Raw genomic sequence first — 15633 nt, forward strand, 5'->3', positions numbered from 1 at the left:
TCTCGAAGAGCAACTGCCGGGCAGGCGACACCGTACTCGGGGTGGACGACAACTCACCGCAGGCACGCGACGTCGTGTGTCACCCGTGATGCCGCTGTGCGACCGCTGCCCACACCGCGACCCGCGACCCGCGTTCGAGGATGTCGACGATCGCGAATCCTGCCTGTGCGAGAACGGTGCTCACCGTCATCGAGACGGTTCCGGTGTCCTCCCCCGGCCCCGCCTCGTCGATCACCCACAGTTGTCCGTCGCCGGTCAGCAGCGGCGCGAGGGCGGCCACCGCAATGGTGTCCGTGCGGAGTTCGGGAAGGTCGAACGTGTAGATGCGGTCGAACTGCTCCTGCTGCGCGAACTCGTGGGCACGGGTCGCCGAGGGGACCACGCGCACGCGGCCGCGGGGGCCGACCTGCTCGGCGACCACGGCGGAGGCGGGCCCGGTGTCGATCGCGAGGACGGACGTGCCCGGACGCGGATCGAGGACGTCGAGCAGGAACTCGACGCCCTCGATGCGGGACCGTTCGGTCATTCGACCTTGCGCAGTGTCCGTTTCCTGCGCCCGCCCGTGATCAGGGGGTCGCGCTGCAGATCCCGGTAGAGCGACACGCACAGGCCGATCATCACGAGGAGGAAGGGGGCCGCGGCGATGATTGTCATCGTCTGCAGGGCGTTGAGCGCTTCCTCGCCGCCGCTCCACAGCAGCAGGGCCGCGACGCCGCCGGTGAGTCCGCCCCAGAAGATCACGACGCCACGATTCGGCGCGAGGGTGCCGCGCTGACTGAGGCTGCCCATCACCATCGACGCGGAGTCGGCTCCGGAGATGAAGAAGATGGCGATGAGGAGCATCGCGACGACCGTGGCGATACCGGTGAGCGGAAGGTTTCCGAGCACCCCGAACAGCTGTCCTTCGACGCTGTCGGCGCCCGCGATGTCGTACCCGTCCAGTTGCTGTCCGATACCGGCGCCGCCGAAGATCGAGAACCAGATGAGGCTCACGAGGCTCGGGACGAGGATGACACCGACGATGAACTCGCGGATGGTGCGTCCACGGCTGATGCGGGCGAGGAACATGCCGACGAAGGGCGCCCACGAGACCCACCACGCCCAGTAGAAGATCGTCCAGCTCGACAGCCACTCACCTGCGGCCTCGTTGGAGGCGGCCGTGCGCGCCGACATGCGGGCGAACTCCGCGGCGTAGGCACCGAGGGTGGTGGGCACGAGGTTGAGGATGAAGACGGTGGGTCCGAGCACGAACACGAAGACAGCCAGGATCGCGGCGAGCACCATGTTGATGTTCGACAGGTACTGGATGCCCTTGGCGACACCCGTGACCGCGGAGGCGATGAACGCGAGCGTGAGCAGGGCGACGATCGCGACGAGCAGCATCACGCCGGCCGTCTCGAGCCAGCCGGTAACCTCGAAGCCCGATCCGATCTGCAGGGCGCCCAGGCCGAGCGACGCCGCGGTGCCGAACAGGGTCGCGAACAGGGCGAGGATGTCGATGACCTTGCCGAGCGGACCTTCGGCCCGGCGCCCCAGCAGCGGGATGAAGGCCGAGCTGATGAGCTGCTTGCGTCCCTTACGGAAGGTGCCGTACGCGATGGTCAGGCCGACAACGGCGTAGATCGCCCAGGGATGCAGGCTCCAGTGGAACATCGAGGTCGCCATCGCGACACCGGTGCCACCGTTGGTGCCCGGTGGCGGCTCGACGAAGTGCGAGAGCGGTTCGGCGACACCGAAGAACATCAGACCGATACCCATGCCGGCGGCGAACATCATCGCGATCCAGCTGACGGTGCGGAACTCCGGCTTCTCGTCGTCCTTGCCGAGCGGGATCCGGCCGTAGCGGCTCACCGCCAGCCAGAGCGCGAAGAACACGAATCCGCTCGCCGTGAGCACGAACAACCAGCCGAACTCGACGACGATCCAGTCGAGGATGTTCCCGGTAACGGTCCCGAAGTTCTCCGTGGCGGCCAGACCCCACACCACGATCGCCGCCACCAGCGCGGCAGCGACTCCGAAGACCACCTTGTCGGTCTGCGGCGGATGCGCCGCGGACGCGGCTACTTCAGAAACACCGGCGCCCGAGACCTCGTCGATCTCCTCGGACCCGGGCCGATCACCAGGGACGTTCATGCGAACAAACCTTGCAAGTTTCGGCCGCCTGCGGAGCGGAATCGCCGAACCCGAGAAAATCGTCACATTTCGGACGCGACATGCATACTCTGCGTGAACCCGCAGGCCGGCAGGTCAGCCCGCACGCAGGGCGGCCGAGACGAAGTCGAGGATCTCCTCGTCGGACATCCCGAGTGCCCTCACCTCGGCGACGTACTCGTTGGTGGATCGCTGGGCCCGCGTGCGAGTGGGATCGCCCGTGTCGGCGACGAACGTCCCCGCCCGCCCGCGGGCCTCGAGCACACCGAGCTTCTCGAGTTCCCGATAGGTCTTGGCGACCGTGTTCGGCGCGATGCCGAGGGTGTCGGCGAGACCCCGGACGGTGGGCAGCTTGGAACCTGCGATCAGCTCACCATCGTGTACCAGGTCGACGATGCGTCGGCGCAGTTGCTCGAACGGCGGGACGGGCGAGTCGGGATCGATGGTGAGGTCGAGCATTCTCGCAGGTTATCAGCGCTCGGTGACCTTGACGGGCGCTTCGGCCGAGGGCGCGTCGGCGGGCGCGGTGTTGTAGCTGCCGGTCTCGAGCAGGTCGCGGATCTGGATGAGCAGATCGGTCTCGCTCAACGGCTCGTCCTCGGGCTCCTTCTCCGGAGCGAAACGGGCCTTGGCGGCATTGACCGGCACGATGAGCACGAAGTAGACGACGGCGGCGATGATGAAGAAGTTGATCGCCGCGGAGATGACGGCACCGAGGTTGACGAAGGTCGCGTCGTTCGACGAGAGCAGGCGGAAGCCGAAGCCCATCTCGTTGTCGCCACCCACAGCAGCGACCAGCGGGTTCACGATGTGATCGGTGAACGCCGTGACGATGGACGTGAACGCCGCGCCGACGACCACTGCGACGGCGAGTTCGACGACGTTTCCGCGCAGCAGGAAATCCTTGAAACCTTTGAGCATCGTGCTCCGTGCCTTTTCTGAGAGGGAATTCGAAAACTTCAGGGCGCGGAAATCGTAATAATGCTTCCCAACAGCTTCAACAGGGACGAATCGGGCAACACGAGCGCGAGTGACACCGGAGTATGGGCTGCGTCAGGGCACAATCGGGCCATGGCAACCACGGCGACGATCTATCACAATCCGCGTTGCAGCACGTCACGCAACACTTTGGCGTTGCTGAAGGAAAACGGGCTCGAACCCACGGTCATCAAATATCTCGAAACCCCGCCCTCCCGCGACGAGCTGCGGTCGCTGCTCGATGCGGCAGGTCTCACACCGAGTCAGGCGATCCGGAAGAAGGAATCGCTCTACAAGGAGCTGAACCTGGCCGAGGCATCCGAGGACGAACTGCTCGACGCGATGGTCGCGAACCCGATCCTCATCGAGCGCCCGCTGGTCGTCACCGACAAGGGCACCGTGCTCGCGCGTCCGGTCGACAAGGTGCGCGAGATCCTCTGACGCCAGTTACAGGACCGCCCGCGAGAGCGGGCACGACATGCATCGCGGACCGCCGCGGCCGGAACCGAGTTCCGACCCGGCGATCCGCAGCACCTCGACCCCAGAATCCTCGAGGCGGGTGTTCGTCTCGACGTTGCGTTCGTAGGCGACGACGACGCCGGGCGCCACGGCCAGCGTGTTGTTCCCGTCGTCCCACTGCTCACGCTCGGCGACAACGGAATCCAGACCGGTGTCGATGACGCGCAGTTTCTCGATCCCCATCGCGTCGGCGGCCGCCTCGAGGAAGGGGCGCGGTCCCGAGATCTGTACCGCGCCGTTCTCGCCGTGGATGGCGAACGCCTGCAGGCTGTCCCGGATCGCCGGGTACATCACCACCGCGTCGACGTCGACCATCGTGCACACCGTGTCGAGGTGCATCGACGCCCGTCGCTGCTCGATCGGGACCGCCAGCACGGTGTGCGCGAGACCGTCGTCGAAGGCGCTGCGCGCCAACGCTTCCGCACCGGCCGGGCTGGTCCTCTCCCCCACCCCGACGGCCACGACGCCGGGCGCGAGCAGCAATACGTCGCCGCCCTCGACGGGCGCGGTGTGCGATTCGTACGCGCGTCGCACGTGGAGGAACTGCGGATGGAAGGCGTAGATGAGGTCGGTGAGGCTGGTCTCGCGCCGGCGCGCGGGCAGCGCCAGATTGGGGATCGCCACGCGCGTTCCGATCCAGAACGACGAATCGCGCGTGAACAGCAGGTTCGGAAGCGGTGCGATCGCGAAATCGGAGCCGTGGTGCATCAGGCGCACGAGGGACGGGGCCGCGCCACTGCCTACCGCGGGCAGTTCGTCGAAGGTCATGCCCGCGATGAGGATCCGGGCGAGTTCGGCAGCGGGCAGGGCACGCAGATGGCCCGTCAGCTCCTCTGCGAGCGCATAACCGAGACGTTGCGCGTCGACGGCCGACGACACGCTCTGCACCCGCGCGGCGCCACTGGCCTCGAGTGTCTCGGTGAGCAGGTCTGCCAGCAGGAACACCTCGACCCCGCGGCTGCGCAGCAGCTCGGCGAAGGCGTCGTGCTCCTCCTGGGCGCGCGCCACCCACGGCAGGGCGTCGAAGAGCAGCTGGTCGTTGTTGCGGGGCGTGAGGCGTTCGAGTTCGGCACCGGGCCGGTGCAGCATCACGGCGCGGAGTTCACCGACTTCGGACTCGACACCCCAGCGATGACTCATATGCTCACGGTATCGCGCAGGACGGCGGCATCCGGGTCAGGCGCGTCGAGTACGGCGACAACGATTGCGAAGAACACACCGAGAACACGAGGGAGATTTCATGGCCGACGACCCGCTCGGGTGCCTGGCACCGTACGCCGGGCGCTGGACCGGAGGTGGCGACGGCCACTACCCCACCATCGACGACTTCGCGTACGACGAGACGATCGAGTTCGCCACCCTTCCCGGCAAGCCCTTCCTGATGTACGTCAGCCGTACGCGGCACCGCACGGAGGGACGCCCGTTGCACACCGAGAACGGCTACCTGCGTCGCAGCGGCGACGACGTCGAACTGCTCGTCTCGCAGCCCACCGGGTTCGTCGAGATCCAGCGGGCCAGGCCGGAAGGCGGCGTGCTGGACTTCACCACCCTCACCCTGGAGCGCTCACCCGACGCCAAGCCCGTGCACGAGGTCCGGCGGCGTTTCGAGGTCGACGGCGACGTGCTGGTCTACGACTTCTGGATGGCCCACGCCGACACTCCTCTGACGCACCACCTGCACGCCGAACTGCACCGCGCGTCGGAGTGATCCAGGTGGATCCGGCCCCGCTCAGCGGGGTCGGAACCACCGGAATTCACTTCGTGCCGACGACGCGACGGAAGTAGTCGTTGGCGGCCTGCATGACGAGGTTGTAGGGCGGCGCGAACTTGCGGGCCCACCAGTACCCGAACCGGGTGTCGAACGACGTGTAGACCATGAAGCGGTTCTTCAGGATGCCGGCGACGATGCGTTCGGCAACCTTCTCGGGCGTCGCGGCGTGCCGGACGAACTGCTTGGTGAGCTTGCGGACCTCGGGGCGGTCGCGGTCGACGCCGACGATCTGCACGGTGTCGACGAGCGGTGTGCGCACGGCCCCCGGGACGACGAGCGAGACACCGATGCCGTCGCGCTTGAGGTCGAACCGCAGCACCTCCGACACCCCACGCAGACCGAATTTGCTTGCGCTGTAGGCGGCATGCCACGGCAGGGCGAGCAGCCCGGCAGCCGAGGAGACGTTGACGATGTGCCCGCCGCGGCCGGCCTCGATCATGGCCGGCACGAAGTTCTCGATGACGTGGATGGGCCCCATGAGGTTGACGTCCACCATGAGCTTCCAGTGCTCGTGCTCCAGCCGGTCGACCGTGCCCCACACCGACACTCCCGCGACGTTGGCGACGATGTCGAGCGCCCCGCACGCCTCGTGCACGTCGCGGGCGAAGGCGGTGACGGCCTCGTAATCGGAGATGTCGAGGGCGGCCGAGTGCAGCACGGTGCCGCCGCGTTCACGAACGCTGCGGACCACCTCGCCGAGGGCCTCCTCCTGCAGATCGGTGAGCACCAGCCGGGCCCCGCGATCGGAGGCCGCATGGGCCAGGGCGCGGCCGATTCCGCTGGCCGCGCCGGTCACAAGGAATTTGGTGCCGCGCAGGTCGGTGATCGCCATGGCGACACCCTAACGTCGCCGTGACGACGCGACGCTCCGGCGCGCCACGGATAAGACCGGATGCGCCGGAGCGAAGCGACTTGTGTGGCCGGAGCGAAGCAAGTTGTGCGGCCGGAGCGAAGCGACCTGTGTGGCCGAGCGAACCGACCTGTGAGCCGGAGCGTGCGGCTCCGGCGGATGGAACTCGCAGAATCGAACTCAGAGCCGCTGTGCCATCTCCTCCTGGTATTCCCGAATCGTGCGCTCGATCATCTCGACATCGTCGTGGCGATTCTCGCTGCGCGCGAGGTCGGCGCGCTCGCGCAGTACCCGGATCGCCCGACGCAACTCGTCGTCACTCATCCTGTGGTCCATGCCACACAGTCTGCCGGGTTCGGCGAGGACCCGCCAGCGGATGGCCCCGCATACGACGAAAGCCCCGCCGAGGGCGGGGCTTTCGGGGGTGGAGCTGAGGGGAATCGAACCCCTGACCTCTTCGATGCGAACGAAGCGCGCTACCAACTGCGCCACAGCCCCGTAGGTTCCGAGGGAACCGACTCGCAAACTCTAGCAAACCACCCCGTCCATCACGAAATCGGAGTGTCGGCGCAGGTGACGGGCGATTTCGCGATCTGCTCCGAAGACGGGTCGGGGCCCGCACCGATTCGGTGCGGACCCCGCCGGAAGCATCGTCGGACGATCATTCCCCCACTGCGCGGGGAACGACGTAGTCGCCGGGCTCGTCGTCGCCGTCGCTCGCCCGGACGTCGTAGCCGTGGTCGATGCCGTAGTCGTCCTCGTAGCGATCGAGATGTTCGAACTCCGGATCCTCGTCGTCGACCTCGAGGACCACGGCCCCCGGGCGACGCAGACGCTGCGGAACGTCGTCGTGGCCGCCGCGGGCTCCTGCGCGGGACCGCTGCAGTCGCGCGAGCCGACGCCGCCGGATCTCCTGTTCGAGACGCACCTGGCGCCGCAGGTAGAACAGGTAGGCCACGAGGGCCACAGCCGCGAGACCGGCGAGCCACCACATGACCGACGAGACGATCAGGGCGAGCGCCGACGTCATGATCGCGGCGATCAGCAGGCCGAGGACGGTCCGCTGACGGAATTCGTATCGTGCAGCGCTCGCGACGGCATCGGCGTGCGGGTCGAATCCGCCGCGACCCCGGCGCTGCGGTGCGTGTGCGCGCACGGGCTCACGGTCGGGTGCTGCTTCGTCGTGGACGTCGGCCTCGTCGGAATCGATCTCCGGCCTGTCGTCGAGTTCAGTGTTCATGCGGTCCTCCGCGGGGGTGCGGTGCGTGCGGTCACGAGTCGGACGCCAATGAGGATCGCTGCGGTGTCCGGCGGCCGGCCCCCGAGGGGTGATCGGCTCGTCGTCTCCGCGGTGCAGAACTCGAGTTGCGAGAGCGGCGTCGGTCGTCTGCCGGATTCGAGGACGCTTCGTGACCAGCATGGGCACCAGAACGAACAACCACACGGCAACGAGCCCGATCCACAGAAGCGAGTTCGGCATCCGGTGGTCCTCCCTCCAGTCGTCGCCCTACCAGCCCGTCGACGCCACCGACCTACATGAGGCTAACGGCATCACTGCGCTTACCTGTACAGAAACGCCGACTCAATCGACTACAGAAGTCACTCGAGTCACGCGAAACCAACTGACACTTTCTTCACTCTAATCACAGAGATCCCACACGCGCTGGGGATTGTTACTCGAGTTGCGAGTAACCTGCGTTACATAACGGACGAACCCGACTCGAGACGGGAAGTGATCAGGACCAGGTCGCGCGACCGGCCCGGACGAGGCGATCCGAGACCGAGCCCGGAACCTCCTCGACCGTCATCGCGACCAGCAGATGGTCGCGGAATCGACCCTGGACGTCGAGATAGCGCTTCAGCAGACCTTCCTCGCGGAAGCCGACGTTGCGCAGCACCGCGCGACTGGGCTCGTTCTCGGGCCGCACGGTGGCCTCGACGCGGTGCAACCCGACCGGGCCGAAACAGTGATCGAGACCGAGGGCGACGGCAGCGGTCGCGACGCCGAGGCCGTTGACCTCCTTCTCCACCCAGTAGCCGATCCAGGCCGAGCGCAGTGCCCCGCGCACGATGTTGCCCACCGTCAGCTGCCCGCAGAACCTACCGTCCAGTTCGATGGCCATCGGCAGCATCAGGCCCTTGTGGGCCTCCGACCGCAGGCTCCGATACAGCCCCGGCCACACCGAGATGTGGTGCCGCATGTCCCACGGCGCCTCACCGGTCGGCTCCCACGGCTCGAGATGCGCACGATCACGCAGACGCAGGCGACTCCAAGCCGCGGCATCGCGCAGTCGGATCGATCGGACGGTCACGACGCCCCCGGCCACCCGCAGCGGCCCGAGCTCGGCCGGCCAGCCGGGATGACGGGACATCAACCACGCTGCCCGAGGAACGCCACGTCCACCGGGTCGCCCGTGCGGATCTCGGAGACCTCGGGGTCGACGATGACGAGACAGTTCGCCTCGGCGAGGGTCGCGAGCAGGTGCGACGACGAGCCGGCAGCGCCACCGAGCGCCTGCACGAGATAGTCGCCCGTCGTCTCGTCGCGCATGAGCTGGCCGCGCAGGAAACCCTTGCGACCGGGGATCGAGGTGATCGGGGCGACCGTGCGAGCCGAGACGACGCGGCGCATCGGCTGGCGCCGGCCGAGCGCGATGCGGATCAGCGGCCGGACCATCACCTCGAAGACGACGAGCGCGCTCACCGGGTTGGCGGGCAGCAGGAAGGTCGGCACCTCGTCGCGGCCGAGACGTCCGAAGCCCTGGACCGAACCGGGATGCATCGCGATCCGCTCGACGCCCAGCTCACCGAGATCGGACAGCGCCTCGCGGACCTCCTCGAGCGCGCCACCGCCCACGGCACCGGCGATCACGACGATCTCGGCGCGGATCAGCTGACCCTCGACGACCTCGCGCAGCCGCTTCGGGTCGGTACTCGCGATGCCGACCCGGTTGACGTCGGCACCGGCGTCGCGCGCGGCCGCAGCCAGCGCGTACGAGTTGACGTCGTAGACCTGCCCCGGCCCGGGGGTGCGGTCGACGTCGACGAGTTCGCCGCCGACGGAGATGACCGACAGTCGCGGCCGCGGATGGACGAGCACCTTGTCGCGGCCGACCGCGGCGAGCAGACCCACCTGGGCGGCCCCGATGATCGTCCCCGCCCGCACCGCGACGTCGCCGGGCTGGACATCGTCGCCGGTGCGACGCACGTAGTCGCCCGAACGCACCGGTTCGAGCACCTTGATGCGCGCGGCACCGCCGTCGGTGTTGTCGAGCGGCAGCACCGCGTCGGCGAGCGTCGGCAGCGGCGCACCGGTGTCGACACGCACCGCCTGACGGGGCTGGAGACGGATCGGCTGACGCGAACCGGCACGCACCTCGCCCACCACCGGCAGCGTCACCCCGGCGGGTGCGGAGTCGCCGTCGGTCTCGGCCGGGGCCTGGAGGTCGACGCTGCGCACGGCGTATCCGTCGATCGCCGCCTGGTCGAATCCGGGTAGGGGTCGCTCGGTGACCACTTCCTCCGCGCACAGCAGACCCTGCGCCTCGGAAATGGCCACCCGGACCGGCCGGGGTGCGACTGCCGCCGCCGTGACCCTGGCCTGCTGATCCTCAACCGACCGCATACCGCTTCTCGTCCTCCAGCCCGTCCTGCAGTCAGCGCTTCAGGCGCTCGAGGAGCCACTCGCGCAGCGAGGGCCCGTACTCTTCCGTGTTCAACGCCGAGTCAACCGCAGCGCGCAGATAGCCCCCGGGATTTCCGAGGTCGTGTCGGGTGCCGCGGTGCACCACCACGTGGACGGGGTGGCCCTCGGAGATGAGCAGGGCGATCGCGTCGGTGAGCTGCAGTTCTCCCCCCGCTCCAGGCTCGATGCGACGCAGTGCGTCGAAGATCGCCCGGTCGAGCAGGTAGCGGCCGGCGGCAGCGAAGGTCGACGGTGCGTCCTCCACGGCCGGCTTCTCGACCATGCCGAGCACCTTGAGCACGTCGGGGTTGGCGGCATCCGGTACGACCTCGACGTCGAAGACGCCGTACGCGCTGACCTGATCCTTGGGCACGTCGATCGCGCACAGCACGGAACCGCCACGCTTGGCGCGGACGCGCTGCATCGTCTCGAGCACGCCGACCGGCAGCACGAGGTCGTCGGGCAGCAGCACGGCGATCGCGTCCTCGTCGGGATCGAGCGCCTCCTCGGCGCACGCCACGGCGTGACCGAGGCCGAGCGGCTTCTCCTGGACCACGGACTCGACCTCGAGCAGCCCCTGGGCCTTGCGGACCTTGGCGAGGAGCTCGTACTTGCCCTTCTCCTCGAGCTTGGACTCGAGGACGAGATCCTCGACGAAATGCGCGACCACGCCGTCCTTGCCCGGCGCCGTCACGATGAGAAGGCGTTCGGCGCCCGACTCGGCGGCTTCACCCGCCACGAGCTCGATGCCGGGCGTGTCGACCACCGGCAGGAGTTCCTTCGGGACCGTCTTGGTCGCGGGAAGGAACCGCGTCCCCATACCTGCTGCGGGGACAACCGCGGTCTTGAAATGCCGCGTGCCTCCGGTCGTACTGTTCGTCATAGACTCCCACCCTAAACTTCGGCCACCGAGGACGGTGGTTCGGCGATCGTAAGGCTCAGACATGCCCCCACCCCCGAAAGCGGTCTGGCGTGACCGCATTCTTACAGCTCGGCGCGAGCTGAGTGCTGCGAGGCGCAGAATCGAGGACACCGCGCTCGCCACGGTGGCCTCGACGCTCGCCCCGGCGGGGTCGGTGGTGTGCGCATATGTGCCGGTGGGTTCGGAGCCCGGATCGATCGCGCTCCTCAATGCCCTGACCGAGGCCGGAACGACGGTGCTCGTCCCGGTGACCCGCACCGGCGAACCGTTGTCGTGGGCCCGCTACATGGGCGAGAAGACGCTGATGGCGGCCGATTTCGGGCTGCGCGAGCCGGGTGGTGAGATCTTCCCGCCCGAGGCGGTGGCGAAGGCTCACACGGTGCTCGTCCCGGCCCTGGCGGTGGACGCGCGGGGCGTGCGGCTCGGCCGCGGCGCCGGCTTCTACGACCGCACCTTGCACCTCGCCTCACCCGAGGCCGTGATCATCGCGGTGGTCCGCGATGAAGAGCTCGTCGACGAACTCCCCGAGGATCCCCACGACATCCGTATGGGATGGGCGCTGACACCCGGGAAAGGGCTGGTCCGGCTCGGTAGCGGCGACCGTGCGGAACAACACACTCCCTAGCGCTGTTGGCACTGTCGGCGGTAGAGTGCCAAAACTGCAGTACGACGAATACTGCGGTTCGACGAACTGGCGGAGGATCAACCGGTGCCCACCTACTCATATGCCTGCACGGCCTGCGACAACAAGTTCGACATCGTGCAGTCCTTCAGCGACGACTCCCTGACCGAATGCCCGCAGTGCGAAGGCAAGCTGCGCAAGCTCTTCAACTCGGTCGGCATCGTGTTCAAGGGCAGCGGCTTCTATCGCACCGACTCCCGCAGCGGCAGCACCGCGAGCGAATCCGCGTCGACGAGCTCGAGCAGCTCCTCGTCGAGCGACAGCAGTTCGTCGAGCAGTTCGTCGTCGAGCAGCACCTCCTCGGCTCCGGCTGCCGCCGCGAGCTGACCTTCCCGGACTCCTTTTGTCCACAGGCGGTCGAGTCATCCACAGACCGCCGTTTCCGAGGGCTCATCGGGGCCGACAGAGCATCCCCACCTTCTAGGTTCGGGGCATGCCCGTCGGCCCTTTCTCGTTCCTCCAGCGTGCGCGCGCGCATCCGCACCACTCGCGCTCCTCTGCGGGTGCCTCGCTGCAGCCCACCCTCCCCGACCGGTTCGTCGAACTCCTCCGCCCCGGCTGGTCGCGCATCGTCCGGGCCCGCCGGATCGCCGCCGGACTCCTCGCCGTCCTCGCGGTGATCCTCGCGCTGCGCGGCGATCCCGACACCGATCGCATGGGTGTCGTCGTCGCGGCTCGCGATCTCGCGCCCGGGCACACCCTCACGGCCGACGATGTCGCTCACGTGGAGCGAGATCGGTCCACTGTGGTCGCCGGGACCCTGCACGCCGTAGGCGACGCCGTGGGCCACACTCTCGCCGGCCCTGTGCCGGCCGGTGAACCCCTCGTGGACACCCGCCTTCTCGGTCCTCGTCTCGCCGCAGTCGCCACCGGCTCCACCGAGGCCCGCGTAGTGCCCATCCGGCTCGCCGATGCCGGGGTGAGCGAACTGCTCCGTGAGGGCGACCGCGTCGATGTCCTGACGGTGACGGAGACCGAAGAGGGACCCCTGCCCGGCGCCCACGTCCTCGCTCGGGGTGCAGTGGTGGTGCTGGCCGAATCCGGCGGTTCGACGAGGGATCGGAACGAGCGGGTCGTGCTGGTCGCGCTGGAGCCCGAACCTGCCACGGCGGTCGCGGCGGCGTCGCTCGTGAGCGCGCTGACCGTCACGCTGCACTGAATGTCCCGGTGGTTACCGAGCGTCCCGGACGTTTGCCCTGCACAATCGCCACGAGGAACCGACCTCGCGGTTTATCGTGTGGACGTCCGTGTGACCTACCTCATGTGCGCGGCTCCGGCGGACAGGCCGCGAGAAGGAGCACACCATGCTGAAGGGCTTCAAGGACTTCATATTGAGGGGCAACGTCCTCGATCTCGCCGTCGCGGTCGTGGTCGGTGCCGCGTTCACCGCCATCGTCACGGCCTTCACCCAGTACATCATCGAGCCGCTCGTCAGCGCGATCGGCGGCGACAACGAGATGGGCTGGGGCTTCGAGATCGTGAGCGGCAACCCGGAAACCTTCGTCGACATCGGCGCGGTGATCTCCGCGATCATCAACTTCATCATCATCGCCGCCGTGGTCTACTTCGTGCTCATCGTCCCCGCCAATGCCGCGAAGAAGAAGTTCGTCACCGAGCCGGAGGACAAGCAGGCCAGCGCCGAGGACCTGCTCATCCAGATCCGCGACATCCTCGAAGCCCAGGCCGCGCAGTCGGGTCAGGGCGGCGCGCACGCCAAGCCCAGCCCCGGAATCGAATAGGTGGCCGACGAAAAAGACCGGACCCGCTCGAGATTCGAGCGAGCCCGGTCTTCCGTGCTGTGTTCGGCGTGAGCCGGACGTCTACGTCCTAGACGGTCCAGGGAGCGCCGTAGGTGGTGACGTTGTCGCCGTTGGCCGTGATGGCGCGAACGAACGGACGGACCTGGACAGCGCCGAGGACGCCGGAGGCCGTGCCGTGGACGTTGGAGAACTGAACGGTCTTGAAGTCACCGTCGAACTCGCCCTCGGCGACGACGAGCTCCTCGATGCCCGGAGCCGGGGTCAGCTCGAGCTCGGCGTAGGCCTGCGGAAGGATGTCGGTGACCTTGGCAGTCGGGCCGTCCTTGGCGCCCAGTCCGACCTCGAGCTGAGGGGTGGAGTAGGTGACGCCGATGGCACCGTCGATGCTGCCGGCCCAGGCGAACTGGTAACCGAACTGGAAGGTCGTGCCCTCGGCGTCGGCTGCGCCCTCACCGATCAGGTTGGCGGTGCCACGGCCGTTGTGGAAGAACTCGCGGTTGAACGGGCTGCCACCGAGAGCGGGGACACCCTGGATGAAGGTGTCCTCCTGGGTCACGACGACCTCGAGGCCGTCGGAGACGATGCGGTTCTGGTCGTTGACCTCGGCCGAGGCGGCACCCGAGGCACCGAGGACCAGGCCGAAGACAGCGGCACCGGCGACGGCGGCGTTACGAGCGGCCTTGAAGCCACGCGACTTGATTCCCATGATTACTCCGTTTGTGGTGGTGGGGATTTCTTGCGGGATGGCGCGGAGCAGGACTAGAGGGTCCAGACCTGGCCGTAGGTGGTGACGTTGTCGCCGTTGGCCGTGATCACGCGGACGAACGGACGGAGGGAAACCGGTCCGATGACGCCAGTGGCGGCACCGTGGACGTTGGCGATCTGGACTTCCTTGAAGTCGCCGTCGAACTCGCCCTCGGCAACGACGACCTCCTCGATGCCCGGAGCAGGAGTCAGTTCGATACCGGCAGTGCCCTGCGGAAGCAGGCCGCCTACTTTGGCAGAGGGCGCAATCACGTTGGTCTTGGTGTATGCGGGGACTGGCTTCCCGTCCTTGTCGAGGATCGGATTTCCATCCTTGTCGTACTGGTAGACAGGCTTTCCGTCCTTGTCGACAATCTTTTCCTCCACCTGCGTGGCGGTGAAGGTTGCGTCAAGGCTCGGGCTCTGCCATCCGAAACCGATGGCACCGTCGACCGACGCCGACCATGCGACCTGGTAGCCGAACTGGAAGGTCGAGCCCTCGAAGTCCGCCGCCTCGGGGCCGACGATGTTCGCGATGCCGCGGCCGTTGTGGAACCATTCGCGGCTCATCGGGCTGCCGCCGATCGGGGGCACACCGTTGATGAAGGTGTCCTCCTGCGTGACGATGACCTCGTGGCCGTTGGAGACGATCCGGTTCTGGTCGTTGACCTCGGCACCTGCGGCGCCGGCCGATCCGAGAACCAGACCGGCCACAGCAGCTGCTGCCACCGTGGCGTTGCGGGCGGCCCGGAAGCCACGTCGCGTCTGAATCTTCATGAATGCCTCATCCGTTCTCTGCGTGCCGGGTTGCGCACCGCGTCCGACAACAAGTGGTCGCCCTGTCGCCCGCGGGTCGCTGTCCACAGCGAACACACCGGCGGATCAGCCGTCGGTGTGTCGGTTACGTCCATCGTCCGCACGGTTTTGCTTTACCGATTCGTGACCGAGCCCAGGCTGTGAAGCCTGGGCTCGACCGGTTTGAACCTGAGAGGGAGATTAGACCGTGACCATTCCTAGAGCAACGCCTAGCTTTCGTAACGCTCCGGTATAGGCGCGGTGCAGATCACACGCCCGACCGTTCACCGAAGCGGTCAAATAGGACACCTATCAGGTTGGAATATGTAACCCAGGATTACACGTACAGGACTCGATCAGCGCCACATCGGCGCAGGTAGAAGCCACATTCTTATTGCACCCGGAGTGCAGGACAAAATACCTTATGTGACCGGAAACACAGATCACAAACATCGCGCGGACCAGACGGAGATGAACGGATCGTTGCGGCGACGTTTCGTTGCGGTCGACAACGGGTTGGAATCCGGTTGAGCGCAACTCGACGTCAGTGATGCAGATCACTCACCGGAGTGGTGTGGAGGCACCTGCCTGCGCAGCCATTCGTCCGAGCCGCCACCGCCGGAGTCGCTCTCGCCCCGTTCGTCGCGTGTCGTCTCGGGAAGTACATCTCCGAAGATGCGCGCCAGCCGTGCCCGGTCGATCCGGGCACGGCTCTCACGCTTTGCTTCGGTCACCTCGTCGGGCTCCTGCGGGTCCGCAGGGTCGCCGGACATGGC

General features: G+C 67.4%; 20 protein-coding genes and 1 tRNA gene. 6 read left to right on the top strand and 15 right to left on the bottom strand.

Annotated features, from left to right (window positions below):
• Positions 1-79: 79 nt before the first annotated feature.
• The 4 genes from ACPCXD_RS13015 to mscL (ACPCXD_RS13030) form a co-directional block, all read right to left on the bottom strand.
• Entirely contained in the window at positions 80-526 is a 447-nt protein-coding gene (locus tag ACPCXD_RS13015) for a hypothetical protein (RefSeq protein ID WP_088899235.1), read from the bottom strand.
• Complete coding sequence (locus ACPCXD_RS13020) at positions 523-2133, bottom strand: BCCT family transporter (protein WP_301846244.1); 1611 nt, start codon at positions 2131-2133, stop codon at positions 523-525. Before ACPCXD_RS13020 ends, ACPCXD_RS13015 begins: the two co-directional genes overlap by 4 nt.
• Positions 2134-2247: 114 nt before the next feature.
• Positions 2248-2610: a GntR family transcriptional regulator gene (locus ACPCXD_RS13025; RefSeq protein ID WP_016692907.1), complete on the bottom strand. Its 363-nt coding sequence runs from the start codon at positions 2608-2610 to the stop codon at positions 2248-2250.
• 12 nt (positions 2611-2622) lie between these two features.
• Positions 2623-3072, bottom strand: a complete 450-nt coding sequence (mscL, locus tag ACPCXD_RS13030; RefSeq protein WP_016692908.1) for a large conductance mechanosensitive channel protein MscL — start codon at positions 3070-3072, stop codon at positions 2623-2625.
• 150 nt (positions 3073-3222) lie between these two features.
• Between mscL (ACPCXD_RS13030) and arsC the strand changes: the two genes are divergently transcribed.
• Complete coding sequence (gene arsC, locus ACPCXD_RS13035; RefSeq protein ID WP_085468971.1) at positions 3223-3570, top strand: arsenate reductase (glutaredoxin); 348 nt, start codon at positions 3223-3225, stop codon at positions 3568-3570.
• A 6-nt stretch (positions 3571-3576) separates the two neighbouring features.
• Here the strand turns inward: arsC and arcA are convergent, their stop codons facing one another.
• Entirely contained in the window at positions 3577-4788 is a 1212-nt protein-coding gene (arcA, locus tag ACPCXD_RS13040; RefSeq protein ID WP_423659862.1) for an arginine deiminase, read from the bottom strand.
• Positions 4789-4888: 100 nt separating this feature from the next.
• On the opposite strand from arcA, the gene ACPCXD_RS13045 reads away from it, so the two are divergent.
• On the top strand, positions 4889-5356 hold the full coding sequence (locus tag ACPCXD_RS13045) for a heme-binding beta-barrel domain-containing protein (RefSeq protein ID WP_145693398.1): 468 nt from the start codon (positions 4889-4891) through the stop codon (positions 5354-5356).
• 46 nt (positions 5357-5402) lie between these two features.
• Here the strand turns inward: ACPCXD_RS13045 and ACPCXD_RS13050 are convergent, their stop codons facing one another.
• From ACPCXD_RS13050 to ACPCXD_RS13080, 7 genes are all read right to left on the bottom strand, one after another.
• Positions 5403-6251, bottom strand: coding sequence for an SDR family oxidoreductase (locus tag ACPCXD_RS13050; protein WP_160873871.1), 849 nt, complete (start codon positions 6249-6251; stop codon positions 5403-5405).
• A gap of 198 nt (positions 6252-6449) precedes the next feature.
• A complete protein-coding gene (locus tag ACPCXD_RS13055; protein ID WP_157788873.1) occupies positions 6450-6593 on the bottom strand; it encodes a hypothetical protein in 144 nt (47 codons plus the stop codon).
• A 101-nt stretch (positions 6594-6694) separates the two neighbouring features.
• Positions 6695-6767, bottom strand: a tRNA-Ala gene (locus ACPCXD_RS13060).
• Positions 6768-6930: 163 nt separating this feature from the next.
• Positions 6931-7749: a divisome protein SepX/GlpR gene (gene sepX, locus ACPCXD_RS13065; protein WP_229567385.1), complete on the bottom strand. Its 819-nt coding sequence runs from the start codon at positions 7747-7749 to the stop codon at positions 6931-6933.
• Positions 7750-8005: 256 nt separating this feature from the next.
• Positions 8006-8641, bottom strand: coding sequence for a GNAT family N-acetyltransferase (locus ACPCXD_RS13070; protein ID WP_059381672.1), 636 nt, complete (start codon positions 8639-8641; stop codon positions 8006-8008).
• Positions 8641-9894: a molybdotransferase-like divisome protein Glp gene (glp, locus tag ACPCXD_RS13075; RefSeq protein ID WP_423659865.1), complete on the bottom strand. Its 1254-nt coding sequence runs from the start codon at positions 9892-9894 to the stop codon at positions 8641-8643. The genes ACPCXD_RS13070 and glp overlap by 1 nt, the downstream gene beginning before the upstream one ends.
• Before the next feature lie 31 nt (positions 9895-9925).
• Positions 9926-10837 (bottom strand): UTP--glucose-1-phosphate uridylyltransferase, encoded by a 912-nt coding sequence (locus tag ACPCXD_RS13080; RefSeq protein WP_016692916.1) that lies wholly within the window; start codon positions 10835-10837, stop codon positions 9926-9928.
• 61 nt (positions 10838-10898) lie between these two features.
• Here ACPCXD_RS13080 and ACPCXD_RS13085 point away from each other — a divergent pair, with 61 nt between their 5' ends.
• The 4 genes from ACPCXD_RS13085 to mscL (ACPCXD_RS13100) all read left to right on the top strand — a co-directional run bounded on the left by ACPCXD_RS13085 (position 10899) and on the right by mscL (ACPCXD_RS13100) (position 13297).
• Positions 10899-11501 carry a 5-formyltetrahydrofolate cyclo-ligase gene (locus ACPCXD_RS13085; protein ID WP_423659867.1) on the top strand — a complete coding sequence of 201 codons (603 nt, stop codon included), beginning with the start codon at positions 10899-10901 and terminating at the stop codon, positions 11499-11501.
• An 84-nt stretch (positions 11502-11585) separates the two neighbouring features.
• Positions 11586-11885, top strand: a complete 300-nt coding sequence (locus tag ACPCXD_RS13090; protein WP_229567379.1) for an FmdB family zinc ribbon protein — start codon at positions 11586-11588, stop codon at positions 11883-11885.
• 106 nt (positions 11886-11991) lie between these two features.
• Positions 11992-12717, top strand: coding sequence for an SAF domain-containing protein (locus tag ACPCXD_RS13095; protein ID WP_423659869.1), 726 nt, complete (start codon positions 11992-11994; stop codon positions 12715-12717).
• 145 nt (positions 12718-12862) lie between these two features.
• A complete protein-coding gene (gene mscL / locus ACPCXD_RS13100) occupies positions 12863-13297 on the top strand; it encodes a large-conductance mechanosensitive channel protein MscL (RefSeq protein WP_423659871.1) in 435 nt (144 codons plus the stop codon).
• A gap of 88 nt (positions 13298-13385) precedes the next feature.
• On the opposite strand, the gene ACPCXD_RS13105 is transcribed toward mscL (ACPCXD_RS13100), so the two are convergent.
• The 3 genes from ACPCXD_RS13105 to ACPCXD_RS13115 all read right to left on the bottom strand — a co-directional run bounded on the left by ACPCXD_RS13105 (position 13386) and on the right by ACPCXD_RS13115 (position 15630).
• Complete coding sequence (locus tag ACPCXD_RS13105; RefSeq protein WP_255162310.1) at positions 13386-14024, bottom strand: MspA family porin; 639 nt, start codon at positions 14022-14024, stop codon at positions 13386-13388.
• A 53-nt stretch (positions 14025-14077) separates the two neighbouring features.
• The gene (locus ACPCXD_RS13110; RefSeq protein ID WP_255162854.1) at positions 14078-14839 is read right to left on the bottom strand and encodes an MspA family porin; all 762 of its coding nucleotides are present in this window, start codon (positions 14837-14839) and stop codon (positions 14078-14080) included.
• A gap of 575 nt (positions 14840-15414) precedes the next feature.
• Positions 15415-15630 (bottom strand): hypothetical protein, encoded by a 216-nt coding sequence (locus ACPCXD_RS13115; protein WP_229567372.1) that lies wholly within the window; start codon positions 15628-15630, stop codon positions 15415-15417.
• Positions 15631-15633 lie beyond the last annotated feature (3 nt).

It is taken from the genome of Rhodococcus sp. AB351, from assembly GCF_049538275.1.
Lineage (GTDB): Bacteria > Actinomycetota > Actinomycetes > Mycobacteriales > Mycobacteriaceae > Rhodococcus.